This is a genomic window from Allofournierella sp. CML151 (assembly GCF_027853465.1).
GTDB lineage: Bacteria > Bacillota > Clostridia > Oscillospirales > Ruminococcaceae > Allofournierella.
This window is the reverse complement of sequence record NZ_JAPNNW010000026.1, coordinates 1-12,313: the sequence shown is the minus strand read 5'-3', so window position 1 is coordinate 12,313 and position 12,313 is coordinate 1. Positions and strand designations below refer to the sequence as shown.

General features: G+C 55.6%; 14 protein-coding genes and 1 tRNA gene. 8 read left to right on the top strand and 7 right to left on the bottom strand.

The window, feature by feature from the left end; translation table 11 throughout:
- Nucleotides 1-21: 21 nt before the first annotated feature.
- The 4 genes from PH256_RS13925 to PH256_RS13910 all read right to left on the bottom strand — a co-directional run bounded on the left by PH256_RS13925 (nucleotide 22) and on the right by PH256_RS13910 (nucleotide 1,552).
- Entirely contained in the window at nucleotides 22-267 is a 246-nt protein-coding gene (locus PH256_RS13925; RefSeq protein WP_270914654.1) for a hypothetical protein, read from the bottom strand.
- Nucleotides 268-306: 39 nt separating this feature from the next.
- A tRNA-Ser gene (locus tag PH256_RS13920) sits at nucleotides 307-398 on the bottom strand.
- A gap of 137 nt (nucleotides 399-535) precedes the next feature.
- Nucleotides 536-862, bottom strand: a complete 327-nt coding sequence (locus PH256_RS13915) for a hypothetical protein (RefSeq protein ID WP_087185482.1) — start codon at nucleotides 860-862, stop codon at nucleotides 536-538.
- A gap of 105 nt (nucleotides 863-967) precedes the next feature.
- Nucleotides 968-1,552: a helix-turn-helix domain-containing protein gene (locus tag PH256_RS13910; protein WP_270914653.1), complete on the bottom strand. Its 585-nt coding sequence runs from the start codon at nucleotides 1,550-1,552 to the stop codon at nucleotides 968-970.
- Between the two features lie 185 nt (nucleotides 1,553-1,737).
- On the opposite strand from PH256_RS13910, the gene PH256_RS13905 reads away from it, so the two are divergent.
- The 6 genes from PH256_RS13905 (at nucleotide 1,738) to PH256_RS13880 (ending at nucleotide 8,434) form a co-directional block, all read left to right on the top strand.
- Nucleotides 1,738-2,772 carry an alcohol dehydrogenase gene (locus PH256_RS13905; protein WP_270914652.1) on the top strand — a complete coding sequence of 345 codons (1,035 nt, stop codon included), beginning with the start codon at nucleotides 1,738-1,740 and terminating at the stop codon, nucleotides 2,770-2,772.
- Nucleotides 2,773-3,105: 333 nt separating this feature from the next.
- Nucleotides 3,106-4,860: an ammonium transporter gene (locus PH256_RS13900; RefSeq protein WP_270914651.1), complete on the top strand. Its 1,755-nt coding sequence runs from the start codon at nucleotides 3,106-3,108 to the stop codon at nucleotides 4,858-4,860.
- Nucleotides 4,861-4,955: 95 nt separating this feature from the next.
- Complete coding sequence (locus tag PH256_RS13895; protein ID WP_270914650.1) at nucleotides 4,956-5,945, top strand: Gfo/Idh/MocA family protein; 990 nt, start codon at nucleotides 4,956-4,958, stop codon at nucleotides 5,943-5,945.
- 110 nt (nucleotides 5,946-6,055) lie between these two features.
- Nucleotides 6,056-7,564 (top strand): Y-family DNA polymerase, encoded by a 1,509-nt coding sequence (locus PH256_RS13890; RefSeq protein WP_270914649.1) that lies wholly within the window; start codon nucleotides 6,056-6,058, stop codon nucleotides 7,562-7,564.
- The gene (locus PH256_RS13885; protein ID WP_270914648.1) at nucleotides 7,561-7,983 is read left to right on the top strand and encodes a hypothetical protein; all 423 of its coding nucleotides are present in this window, start codon (nucleotides 7,561-7,563) and stop codon (nucleotides 7,981-7,983) included. The genes PH256_RS13890 and PH256_RS13885 overlap by 4 nt, the downstream gene beginning before the upstream one ends.
- An 85-nt stretch (nucleotides 7,984-8,068) precedes the next feature.
- Entirely contained in the window at nucleotides 8,069-8,434 is a 366-nt protein-coding gene (locus PH256_RS13880) for a hypothetical protein (protein WP_270914647.1), read from the top strand.
- Between the two features lie 74 nt (nucleotides 8,435-8,508).
- Here the strand turns inward: PH256_RS13880 and PH256_RS13875 are convergent, their stop codons facing one another.
- Complete coding sequence (locus PH256_RS13875) at nucleotides 8,509-9,246, bottom strand: YoaK family protein (RefSeq protein ID WP_270914646.1); 738 nt, start codon at nucleotides 9,244-9,246, stop codon at nucleotides 8,509-8,511.
- 190 nt (nucleotides 9,247-9,436) lie between these two features.
- Here PH256_RS13875 and PH256_RS13870 point away from each other — a divergent pair, with 190 nt between their 5' ends.
- Nucleotides 9,437-9,889 carry a YaiI/YqxD family protein gene (locus tag PH256_RS13870; protein WP_270914645.1) on the top strand — a complete coding sequence of 151 codons (453 nt, stop codon included), beginning with the start codon at nucleotides 9,437-9,439 and terminating at the stop codon, nucleotides 9,887-9,889.
- A gap of 78 nt (nucleotides 9,890-9,967) precedes the next feature.
- Here the strand turns inward: PH256_RS13870 and PH256_RS13865 are convergent, their stop codons facing one another.
- Both PH256_RS13865 and PH256_RS13860 read right to left on the bottom strand, forming a co-directional pair.
- Nucleotides 9,968-11,284 carry a permease prefix domain 1-containing protein gene (locus PH256_RS13865; RefSeq protein ID WP_270914644.1) on the bottom strand — a complete coding sequence of 439 codons (1,317 nt, stop codon included), beginning with the start codon at nucleotides 11,282-11,284 and terminating at the stop codon, nucleotides 9,968-9,970.
- Entirely contained in the window at nucleotides 11,271-11,618 is a 348-nt protein-coding gene (locus tag PH256_RS13860) for a PadR family transcriptional regulator (RefSeq protein WP_270914643.1), read from the bottom strand. Before PH256_RS13860 ends, PH256_RS13865 begins: the two co-directional genes overlap by 14 nt.
- Nucleotides 11,619-11,862: 244 nt before the next feature.
- On the opposite strand from PH256_RS13860, the gene PH256_RS13855 reads away from it, so the two are divergent.
- Complete coding sequence (locus PH256_RS13855) at nucleotides 11,863-12,216, top strand: GNAT family N-acetyltransferase (RefSeq protein WP_270914642.1); 354 nt, start codon at nucleotides 11,863-11,865, stop codon at nucleotides 12,214-12,216.
- Nucleotides 12,217-12,313: the final 97 nt, after the last annotated feature.

Below are 12,313 nucleotides of genomic sequence, written 5' to 3'. Positions count from 1 at the left end.
CCTTTTAAATATCCCCCGGCCTTACCGCCGGGGGATATTTTCATATATGTCGTTCATGTGTTTTGTTTCAAATGAAAAAATCCGCAAGCCTTTCAGCTTACGGATTTTTCTGGCGGAAAGAGAGGGATTTGGAAATCTTTGCTGCGCAAAGCTTCCCGCACTTGGAGCATAGCCCCGGCGCGCAGATCGCCTAAAAACCTGCCACCGGCAGGTTTTCTTCACGGCAATCACCCTTTCGGGTTCGAATCCCCGGTTAACTTTTTTCAAAAAAAAAAAATCCGTAAGCCTCTCAGCCTACGGATTTTCTGGCGGAAAGAGAGGGATTCGAACCCTCGGTGGGTTTATGGCCCACACACGATTTCCAGTCGTGCGCCTTAGACCAGCTCAGCCATCTTTCCATCTGTATTTCAGTGCGCGTCAACCGCGCTTGTATATCATACCGGATTTTGTGCCGCTTGTCAACACCTGTTTTTCAAATTTATGCAAAAAAATCCCGCGCCGGGCTCTGAACACCCGGCGCGGGAAAACTTACGACTCAGCAGCAGCCACAGTTGTTGTTACAGCCATCGTCGCAGCCGCAATTGGGGTAATACAGGTTGTTGGCCACGAATTCCAGCTTATCCTTCAGAATATTCTCCAGGCCGCCGATTACGTTGACCATATTGGCCACCGACTCATTGACCTCCATCAGCTGACAGAAGTCAATGTCCTCCATGGCGATGGCTTTCTGCAGCTTCTCGCCCTCGGCGTTCAGAATATGGCTCATGGCGGTTTCCTCCAGAGCGATGCTTTCCAGCAGGTCGGTGATCGCCTGGTGCATGGTAACGGGATCAGGATTGCGTGCAATGCTCGGCATAGACATGGTTCATTACCTCCGTGATGTGAATTCCCCACACTTTGGTGTTGGTTATCCCACTATATGCCATCCCCTGCTTTTTGTGAAAGGGCTCTGCCCTCAGGTAAGCTGTCACAGCCGTTTGCGCAATAACCCATGCCGGTTGCAGTACAAATACAGATATCCATGTCCTCTCATGTGCAGCCGGCACTGGGCGTTCCCTTCCGGATACAGCTTGACCAGCTCCACCCGGTCGCCGGAGATCCATGCAATAAAAGAAATAAAATGGGTCTTGCTCATGGGATGATCCAACGTGATGAACTGCTCATCTTCCACAGATTCGATCTGCACCATATGTTCCCCGTTCATTTCTTCCGGCTCAAGCTGCGGCAGCGGGATGCCACAGCAACTGATGGCCGCCTGCCCGGCGGCAGGAATCACGTTGCCGCAAACAGGGCAGACATAGAACACCGTGCGCATCATATTCGCCGCTCGGTTGTGGTTGCTGATTTTATCTCCGGAAAGCAGCTCCATCAGGCTGACCCCCAATGCTGCCGCAAGGGGCTCGATCAATGTGATATCCGGCAGTCCTTTTCCGGTTTCCCATTTTGATATTGCTTTGTCGCTCACATCCAGTTTTTCAGCCAGCTGTGTCTGCGTGAGTTTTTTGGCTTCCCTCAGTTTTCGGATGGTGGCTCCGGTTACGTATGCGTCCATATTCGCTCTCCTTGTTTCGTTCTGTTTGCAGGGTTCATTATAGCAAACCGCCCCGGCTACAACAACCTACGCTGCGTGGAGCTGCGGTTTGCCGACTCTGACAGGTATGGAAAAAATCCGCATTCCGGTGTAAACTGGTAACAAGATATTCAGATTTCTTCCTGCAAAGAAAAGGAGTGTTTTACATGCTGGCTTATACTTATGTGCGCCCCGGCGTATTTGAACTGAAGGAAAAGCCGCTGCCGCAGCTGCAGAGTGACCGTGACGCCATTGTAAAGGTGACTCTTTGCAGCATCTGTACCAGCGACCTGCACATCAAGCACGGCTCGGTGCCCCGGGCGGTGCCGGGTATCACCGTGGGTCATGAGATGGTGGGAATCGTAGAGCAGGTGGGGTCCGCCGTAACCAAGGTGCACGCCGGTGACCGGGTGACCGTGAACGTGGAGACCTTCTGCGGCGAGTGCTTTTTCTGCCAAAACGGCTGGGTCAACAATTGCACCGACCCCAATGGCGGCTGGGCGCTGGGCTGCCGCATTGACGGTGGTCAGGCGGAATATGTACGGGTGCCCTTTGCAGACCAGGGGCTGGACCGTATTCCGGACAATGTGACCGATGAACAAGCGCTCTTTGTGGGGGATGTGCTGGCCACCGGCTATTGGGCGGCGCAGATCTCTGAGATTAAGCCAGAGGATACCGTCCTGATTCTGGGTGGCGGCCCCACTGGACTTTGTACCCTGCAGTGCGTTTTACTGGCAAATCCGAAGCGGGTCATTCTGTGCGACATTGACCCGGCACGCCTGGCTTTTGTCAGGGAGCATTATCCCGATGTGCTCACTGCCGAGCCCGAAAATCTGCCGGAATTCGTGCAGGCAAACAGCGACCACGGCGGCGCAGATGTGGTTCTGGAGGTAGCCGGAGCGCCGGAAACCTTCCGCCTTGCCTGGGAATGTGCCCGGCCCAACGCCATTGTGACCATTGTAGCGCTCTATGACGGGCCGCAGACGCTGCCGCTGCCGGATATGTACGGCAAAAATCTGATCTTCAAAACCGGTGGTGTGGACGGCTGCAACTGTCATGAAACTCTGGAGCTGATCGCACAGGGCAAGCTGGATACCACTCCGCTCATCACTCACACCTATCCCCTGGCGGACATCGAGGCTGCCTACGACTTGTTTGAACACCGGCGGGACGGGGTCATCAAGGTTGCTGTGCGCTGCTGAACCGTAACCTTCATCGGCCGGTTTCACAAGGCCACTCCTCTCTGGTGGATACATTTTATTCAATTCACCACTTTATCGCTTCTATGCATTATTCTTTTAAATTATCTCTTGACTTTCCCATTTTCCAGGACTAGAATAAGGGCAGCAAAGGCGCTTTGAAGGGAACAGAATCCCCGCAAAGCGCCTTTGTCGTTTTATTCGCCTACTTGCCGTTTCCGGCACGGTGGACACACACCCTGCAGGCAGCACAACGGCGTGCTGCGCGGTTTTGGAGCCTGACCGCGCAGCACGCCGTTTTTGTTTTGCCCGCAATGAGTTTGAGGAGGGAAAGTTATGACGCAGGAACTTATAACCATGATCACGCAGAGCGTGAACGACCAGGTTTTCGGAATCTGGTTTTTGATCGGCGCGGCTCTGGTATTCTGGATGCAGGCCGGCTTTGCCATGGTGGAGACCGGCTTCACCCGCGCTAAGAACGCAGGCAACATCATCATGAAAAACCTGATGGATTTTTGCATCGGTACGGTGGTGTTCATCTTCCTGGGCTTCGGCCTCTTGCTGGGCGAGGATGCCCTGGGCGGTTTTATGGGGCTGCCCACCCTGGGAATCTTCACTGACTATGCCAACTTCGATTGGTCCAACTTCGTATTTAACCTGGTATTCTGTGCCACTGCGGCGACCATCGTTTCCGGTGCAATGGCAGAGCGCACCAAATTTCTTGCCTATTGCGTGTACTCCGCTGTAATCTCGGCGGTGATCTACCCCATTGAGGCGCACTGGATCTGGGGCGGTGGCTGGCTGAGCCGCCTGGGCTTCCACGATTTCGCCGGCTCCTGTGCCATTCACTTCTGCGGCGGCCTCACCGCACTGATCGGTGCGGCCATGCTGGGTGGACGAATCGGCAAGTTCAGCCGTGATAAAAACGGCAAGGTCACCAAGGTACACGCCTTTCCCGGCCACAACCTGGTGATCGGCGCACTGGGCTGCTTTATCCTCTGGTTCGGCTGGTACGGCTTCAACGGCGCTGCCGCCACCACCGGTCCCCAACTGGCATCCATCTTTATGACCACCACCATCGCACCCGCGGTGGCTACCGTGGCTTGCATGATCTTCACCTGGGTTCGTTACGGCAAGCCGGATGTATCCATGTGTCTGAATGCTTCTCTGGCCGGTCTGGTAGCCATTACCGCTTCCTGTGATGTGACCGACGCTTTCGGTGCGTTCATCATCGGCCTGGTGGCGGGTCTGCTGGTAGTCTTCGGTGTCTGGTTCTGCGATTACGTTCTGCACGTAGATGATCCCGTCGGCGCGGTTGCGGTCCATTTCATGAACGGCGTTTGGGGCACCATTGCAGTCGGCCTCTTCGCCACCAGCACAGCCCCCGAATCCACCCTGGACGGCGTATTCTACGGCGGCGGCTTTGGCCTGCTGGGCGTCCAGCTGCTGGGCGTTGCGGCCGTTGGCATCTGGACCGCTGTTACCATGTTCATTGTCTTCAAGATCATTGACCACACCATCGGTCTGCGGGTCAGTCAGGAAGAAGAGATCGAAGGCCTGGATTCCAAGGAGCACGGTCTGGCCTCCGCTTATGCAGGCTTCAGCATCATGGACGCTACCGCTGGTGGCATGGTAGAAAATGAGAACACCGATCTGGGTACCCCGGACTATCACGTTGCCAGCGAGGCCCAGAAAGCGGCTGCCGTTCCGGTTGTGAAGAGCACCGACCTGAACACCGGCATCCACAAGGTAGTCATCATTGCTCGCCTGTCCCGCTACGAGCGGCTGAAGAATGCGTTGAACGATCTGGGCGTGACCGGCATGACCGTCACCCAGGTAATGGGCTGCGGCATCCAGAAGGGCGCCGGCGAGAAATACCGCGGCGTTGAGATGGACGTAACCGTTCTGCCCAAGGTAAAAGTAGAGGTCGTTGTGGCTCACATTCCTGTGGCCGATGTGATCGAAGCAGCCAAAAAGGTGCTGTACACTGGCCATGTGGGCGACGGTAAGATCTTCGTTTACAGTGTGGATCAGGTTGTGAAGGTCCGCACCGGCGAAGAAGGTGTGCAGGCGCTGCAGGATGTGGAATAATCCCTTCCCTGGTGCAACCTGATTTTTGACAGAATCCCCTCCCTTCGGGTATACTGAAACCATTGTGTACAGTTACCCGCAGGGAGGGAGTTTTTATGAATTTTGGTATTCTGGGGGCCGGTTCCATTGCCGGAACTATGGCCCAAACCGTCCGAATGCTTGCCGAATCCGGCTGTAAAGACATTACCCTTTACGCCGTATCAGCCCGGGATCTTCCCCGTGCGCAGGCTTTTGCCGCTCAATACGGTGTGCAGAAGGCCTTCGGTTCTTATGAAGAGATGCTGGCCGACCCGGCGCTGGATCTGGTGTATATTGCAACGCCTCATTCTCACCACTATCAGCACATTAAGCTTTGTGCCGCCCACGGCAAACATGTACTGTGCGAGAAGGCGTTCACCGTAAACGCCCGCCAGGCAGAGGAGGCACTCCGCTATGCCGAAGCGCAGGGCGTACTGGTAACCGAGGCCATCTGGACCCGATACCAGCCCATGCGTCAGATGATCCGGCAGGTTCTGGGCGAAGGGCTGATTGGTACGCCCAGTCTGATTACTGCCAACCTGTGCTACCCGGTGAGTGACCGGCCGCGAATTGTGGACCCGGCACTGGCAGGCGGCGCACTGCTGGATGTGGGCGTTTATACCTTGAATTTCGCCGAGATGGTATTCGGCCCTGCCGACGAGGCCCAGGCCAGCTGCACCAAAAACGAGCGTGGTGTGGACATGACCGATCAGATTGTTCTGACCTGGAAGGATGGCCGGGCCGCGCACCTGACTGCAGGCGTTACTGTGGCATCCGACCGCAACGGCTGCATTTATGGTGACCGTGGCTATCTGGTGGTGGAGAACATCAACAATCCTCAAAGCATCTCGGTTTACGACGCCGACCACCGGCTGATCCGGCAGCTCTCCTGCCCTGCTCAGCTCACCGGCTACGAATACGAAGTACTGGAAGCCGCACAGTGCATCCGGGAAGGGAAACCGGAATGTCCCTCCATGCCCCACCGAGAAACCGTCCACATCATGGAGCTGATGGACCAGCTTCGTGCTCAGATGGGCGTAGCCTACCCCTGCGAAGGGCTGGACTGATTTGGAACTGCCGAAAAAGGAGTGAGCCCCGGCTTCACTCCTTTTTATCTTTTATGTTATAATTTTGCTGAGAAAGCACGGCAAGCTGCCGGAAAGGAGGCATTCCACACATGAAATCGCGCACCTATATTGCAATCGATCTGAAATCCTTCTATGCTTCGGTGGAATGCCGGGAGCGGGGACTGGACCCCATGAACACCAATCTGGTGGTGGCGGACGAAAGCCGCACGGAAAAGACCATCTGCCTTGCTGTGACCCCCTCGCTGAAAGCCTACGGCATTCCCGGCCGGGCCCGGCTGTTTGAAGTGATTCAGCATGTGAATGCGGAAAATGCCCGGCGTCGTCTTCTGGCTCCGGGCCGCCAGCTGACGGGAAACTCCTGCTTTGCCAGCGAGCTGAAGGCTTGCCCTGCTCTGGCGGTGGATTACATCATCGCCCCGCCTCGCATGGCTTATTATATGGAGTACAGCACCCGGATCTACAACATCTATCTGAAATACATCGCGCCCGAGGATATCGTGGTGTATTCCATTGATGAGGTCTTTATGGATGTGACCGGCTATCTGGACACCTACGGTCTCTCTGCCCGGGAGCTTGCCCGGAAAATGATTCTGGATGTTTTGCAAACCACCGGCATCACCGCCACCGCGGGCATTGGCCCCAATCTGTTTCTGAGTAAGGTGGCAATGGACATCGGTGCGAAGCACATCCAGCCGGACGAAAACGGTGTGCGCATTGCCGAGCTGGATGAGCTGAGCTACCGGCAAAAGCTCTGGAGCCATCGCCCGCTCACGGATTTCTGGCGTGTTGGCCCAGGATATGCTCGCAAGCTGGAGCGATGCGGCATCTTCACCATGGGCGATGTGGCCCGCTGCTCCGTGCAAAACGAGGACCTGCTTTACAGCCTGTTCGGCAAAAATGCCGAGCTTTTGATCGACCACGCCTGGGGCTGGGAGCCCTGCACCATTGCAGCTATCAAGGCTTATAAGCCTCAAAGCAACAGCCTTGGCTCCGGGCAGGTGCTGCAATGCCCCTACCCGCATCAGAAGGCAAGGCTGGTACTTCGGGAAATGGCAGAGCAGCTGGCCCTTGACCTGGTGGACAAAGGTCTTGTGACTGACCAGCTGGTGCTTACCGTGGGCTTTGATATTGAAAACCTGACCGACCCGGCCCGCCGCAAGCGTTACCAGGGTCCGGTGGTGACCGACCACTACGGCCGCCAGGTCCCAAAACACGGTCACGGCAGTGAGAATCTGGGCGGGCATACCTCCTCCGGCAAGCAGCTGCTGGAAGCCGCCACTGCTCTTTTTGACCGAATCGCTCCACCGGAGCTTCTGGTCCGCAAGCTGAGTCTTTCGGCCAATCATGTGATTCCGGAATCGCAGGCCGTGAAAAAGGACAGTGGCCCGGAACAGCTGGATTTGTTCACCGATTATTCCGCTCGGGAACAGGAGGAAAAAGCGCGCCAGGCCGAATTGGAAAAGGAACACCGTATGCAGCAGACGATGATGTCCATCAAAAAGAAGTTTGGCAAAAACGCCATTCTCAAGGGCATGAGCCTGGAAGAGGGCGCAACCGCACGGGAGCGCAATGCACAGATCGGAGGCCACAAGGCATGACAAACCACTATGAGGACATTCTGCATCTTCCTCACCATGTTTCCCTCACCCGGCCCCGGATGCCCATGGAGGACCGGGCGGCACAGTTCTCGCCCTTTGCAGCCCTTGTGGGATACGATGCAGCCATTGACGAAACCGCGCGTCAGACCGAAGCGCAGATTGTACTGACCGAGGACCGGAAGGCTGAGCTGGATCGGGTCATGCAGCAGCTGCTTCGTCAGCTGGACCAGAGGCCCGCGGTCCAGCTTCGGTATTTTGTGCCGGATGAACGCAAAGCAGGCGGGGCGTATGTAACCGCTGTCAAGAAAATCCGAACATTCGAGCCAACCGCCCGACTCCTGTTTTTCACCGATGGTACCCAGATCTCTTTGGATCGCATCGTGGAGCTGGAGCCAGCGAACATTGATGCCGGCATCTGAGGTGCCGTGGCCGGTGTATTATTCATCTGCCCGGTATGGACGGAATCGATAAAACCTTGCAAAATTAAAGGTATTCGGTTTCGCTTTGAACCGCAAGCTTCTGGGGCAGTTCTATTACGAGGGCCGGGATTATGAATTCAATTTCAGCAAGTTCTGGACCGGAAGCCGAACCTTTTTTGATTGTACCGAAACCGATACCCAAATTCTTTGGAAGGTCACACAGACCACTTTCCGCGCCAAAATGGAAGCGGAAATTGCATGCAACAAGGAGGAAATGCTGCTCATCAGTTACGAATCCCCCGATGGCTTCAAGCGGCATACACGCCTCTGGAATTGCGGAAACGGCTTTGGTACCGTGCGCCTGTATGAAAAACGGCAGGGCCGGTGGCAGTTCATTGATGAGATGGAGGCTGGAAGCGTAGGCTGTGAGTACGGCGAATACGGCGCGTAAATACGCAGCCTCCCCTGCTGAAAGCAAGAACCCCCGCGGCATAAGATACCGGGGGGTTCTTGCTATTGATCCGGTCAATGCCCGGCCGGTTTTTGTTCCATGCGGTCCTTCTCTTCGCCCAGATCCGCCTTGAGCAGAGCCACAAAAACCACTGCGAGGGGAATCAGTGTGAGCCAGATGGAACGACCGCCCATCCGGTGTGCAAACAGACTGCCCACCGATGCACCTGAGAAGAAAAAGAGCAGCATCCGCAGATGAACAAAGAGTTTTTCCCGATGAGAATGATCGCCGGTATGCCGGCGTTTCACTTCCCTTGCAAGGCCGATGCCGATCTGCCGGATATGGTTGGTGGCAAAGGTGGTGGCGACCGGAATCCCCTCCGCCTGGCGGAATGTATTGTATTGCATGGATGCCACAAAATTGATGATTACCTGAGTGATCTGCACCGGGGCAGAGTCCGGCAAAAAGCCCAGGAACAACACCGTCAGCATCTCCACCAGAATCAGCAGTGTATCCCACCGGATGGCCAGCCGGTGTTTGACCGGATTCGGCACCAGCTCGGACAGAAACGCTCCCATCAGATAGGCCGAGATGGGGATCACATAGTACAGCGTTTCCTTCCATTTTCCCGCGCCCAGAGCAAGGCCCATGAGCACCACATTGCCGGTCTGCGCGTTACAGAAGACGTTGCCCCGCAGCAGATAGGTATAGGCACCCCAAAAGCCTGCCACCGTGATCAGTGCGAAATAAATCCACCTTTTTTCACAGGTCAGATAACCCGGTTCACTCCATTTTGATTCCGTTGTTTGCATGCGATTTGATTCCTCGATTCCAGAAACGCCGCCGATTTGCGTGGCACAGCGTAACACATTATTCCTTTCGCATGATAGCACAATTTTTTCTCCAGTTCAAATCGCCGTTTCCTGTGGTATACTAAAAAGCAACTACTCTGTATACAGCCCCACCGCCGGTTCGCCGGTAATATTTCCGGGAGGAATAACAATGCTCACTGTTTTGATTGATGCCGACGGCTGCCCCGTGGTGGACTGCACCCTGCGCATCTGCCGTTCACTGCAGGTTCCCGTGCTGATTTTATGCGATACCGCTCACCAGATTCAGCGGGATGACGCGCAGACACTGGTCTTTGACAAAGGCGCGGACAGCGTGGATTTCGCGCTGGTCAATCGGGTCCGCCCCGGAGACATCGTTATCACCCAGGATTACGGACTTGCCAGCATGTGTCTGGCGCGCCGGGCCCGCGTACTCAACCAGAACGGACTGGAATATACGGCAGACAACATCGACCTTTTGCTGGACCGCCAGTGGCAGAACAAAAGGCTTCTGCGGGCAGGCAAGCACCCCAAGGGACCTGCCAAACGAACCAAGGAACAGGATGCGGAATTTGCCCGGGTCTTTGAGGCTCTTGTGCGGGAATGCATTCCCTCTGCCGAATAACACAAGGCTGGCGTTTTCTCAAGCAGCAGAGAAAACGCCAGCCTTATCTGTTTTTCACCGTTTTCTATGCGGTGGTGTTCAGCGTTCAATCCGCAAAAAACGTACGGTTCGCTGCGGCTGTTTTGGGTCCCCTATCCATGCGCCTGTGCGCATTGCTCCCAGCATCAATCCCACCAGAAGTGCATCCAACTGCAGGGCCGTGTTGCCACGGGACAAAAACGGAAAGGACAACGTATCCCAGAGCCCATAGCCCAGGTTCGCGTAGGCATACACAAAGGCCTGCAATGTAACGGTGAGTGCGGCAGCCAATACCAGCAGCGTTCCCAGCATGCTTCGCTGCCGCATCGCCCCGATGATACAGAATGTCCCGAACGCCAGCACCAGAAGCATCAATCCGGCAAAAGCCCCCAGACCAAATTCCTGGATTCCATACAGCAGTGCGTAATTTTCGGAAAGGTCCGGAATCATCGAAAGGTCGGCATTGCCCTCTCCCCAGAACGCAGCCTTCGCAACAGCATCCCGCAAGCGGCAATAGACCAGGCCAGCGTCCGCCGCATCCTGCCAGGGGTTCAAAAACACCTGCAGGCGCGCACCTCCCACAGATAACAATGCGACAGCCAGCGCACCGACCGGAAGCAGCACCGGTGCAGCGATTTGCAGCCCAGGGTGGCCCAGCTTTGCTCCAAACCAGTTTTTTCGAATGGCCGCAGCCAGCATGACTCCTGCCGATGCACTGTAAATCAGCAGCCCGGACAGAGTAGGAACCAGCCAAAGAATCAGCGCGAACGGCAGATATCCCAAAACACTGAACAGAATTCCACGCATACCCAGCCCCTTCATCCCGTAAAGAAACAACCCGTAAACCAGCGGGAACAGGAGTGCCATATAGCAAAGATGCAGAGAAATGGGGTCCAAGTGAAAAACCGCAGTTCCTGCCACCGGTTCAGCCCCAATCAACAATGCGGCCGCAATGATCAGAACACCCAGATAAAGCTCCATTGCATGCTTACCCAGCCAGGAAATATCCCCGAAATAGCCAAGGGCAAACAGGCCCGCCGCCACTGCATAGGAAGCCAGCGGCATCATCTGCTGCGTCAAAGCAACCTGGAGCGCCGCTCCCAGTGCCAGCAGAACTATCACGGCAATCAGCGGGAACCAGGGTGTTTGCGGACGGTGTGCCCGATCCAGTGCCCGGCCTACTTCCCGGGCATCGCCCATCTGCTCGATGGCCATTCGAGCCGCCTGCTCCTGTTCATAGCCTTGCCTGATATAGGTCTCCTGCTGGTCCTGCAGGTGCTGCTCCAGCTCCCACATCACTGCCGGGCGGGCCCGCCTCCAACGAATCTGCTCCGCCGCCTGCCTGCAATACTCTGCAATTCTGTCATTGGGCAGCATGCGCGGCACCACCTTTCAAAATTTTTTCCATGGCGGTAACAAAGCTGGTCCATTCCTGCTGCTTTTCCTGCAAACGCAGACGCCCTGCCTCCGTCAGATGATAGTACTTGCGAATGCGGTCCTGCGGGGCTCGCTCTTCGTAAGATTCCACCAGTGCCTGCTTTTCCAGCGTGTGCAGAATGGGATAAAGGGTCCCAGCCTTGAAATCAAAGGTATGGTCGGAACGCTCTGCCAGCGTTTCGATCATCTCATAACCGTACATATCCCGCTCTTCCAGCAGCTTAAGGATCAGTGTAGTGGTGCTCCCGGTTAAAAGGCTTTTCTCGATGGGCATTGGCTCGCCTCCCATATATAGATTATCTATATATACTTATATCCGATACATATGCTTTTGTCAAGTTCCTGCCGATATGCTTGTACCGCAGACATAACCCGTTCTCTTGCATTGCTGTGCTGCTTCATGGTACATTAGTAAAACAATACAGGCCGGGGTTCCGGCAGGAGGCGATACCATGTTGGCATGCAGGCAGTATACAAAACTTCCGCGGGAGGCGGCACAGATCCGCCAGGAGGTCTTTGTGGAGGAACAGGGCTTTGCGGTTGAGTTCGACGAGATCGACCCGATCGCGCGGCATATCGTTTTATTCGAAGACGGAGCCCCCGCCGGTACCTGCCGTGTGTACTGGAACAGCAGCAAAAACTCCCACGTGATTGGCCGGGTGGCCGTTCGCAAAGAATTCCGCGGCCGTTCCTTTGGCGGGCAGTTGCTGCAGGAAGCAGAACAGCTGGTCCGCTCCTTGCAGGGAAAAACCCTTTGTCTCGCCGCCCAGGTACGTGTCAAAGCCTTCTATGAAAAGTACGGCTATACCGAGGCCGGAGAACACTTTCTGGACGAGGGCTGCCCGCACGTCTGGATGTACAAAACCCTTTAAGTTTGCACGGGTCTATTCCTTTTTTCGTGCAGCGCCCTCCCTCGGAGCATATGAAAAAATAGAACATCCGGAACCGAATAGAGCGGTTCCGGATGTT

Coding starts and splice junctions, on each gene's coding strand:
- PH256_RS13890 (WP_270914649.1), top strand. CDS start 6,056: ATGAAATCGCGCACCTATATTGCAATCGATCTGAAATCCTTCTATGCT.
- PH256_RS13870 (WP_270914645.1), top strand. CDS start 9,437: ATGCTCACTGTTTTGATTGATGCCGACGGCTGCCCCGTGGTGGACTGC.
- PH256_RS13865 (WP_270914644.1), bottom strand. CDS start 11,284: ATGCTGCCCAATGACAGAATTGCAGAGTATTGCAGGCAGGCGGCGGAG.
- PH256_RS13905 (WP_270914652.1), top strand. CDS start 1,738: ATGCTGGCTTATACTTATGTGCGCCCCGGCGTATTTGAACTGAAGGAA.
- PH256_RS13875 (WP_270914646.1), bottom strand. CDS start 9,246: ATGCAAACAACGGAATCAAAATGGAGTGAACCGGGTTATCTGACCTGT.
- PH256_RS13915 (WP_087185482.1), bottom strand. CDS start 862: ATGTCTATGCCGAGCATTGCACGCAATCCTGATCCCGTTACCATGCAC.
- PH256_RS13910 (WP_270914653.1), bottom strand. CDS start 1,552: ATGGACGCATACGTAACCGGAGCCACCATCCGAAAACTGAGGGAAGCC.
- PH256_RS13895 (WP_270914650.1), top strand. CDS start 4,956: ATGAATTTTGGTATTCTGGGGGCCGGTTCCATTGCCGGAACTATGGCC.
- PH256_RS13860 (WP_270914643.1), bottom strand. CDS start 11,618: ATGCCCATCGAGAAAAGCCTTTTAACCGGGAGCACCACTACACTGATC.
- PH256_RS13885 (WP_270914648.1), top strand. CDS start 7,561: ATGACAAACCACTATGAGGACATTCTGCATCTTCCTCACCATGTTTCC.
- PH256_RS13900 (WP_270914651.1), top strand. CDS start 3,106: ATGACGCAGGAACTTATAACCATGATCACGCAGAGCGTGAACGACCAG.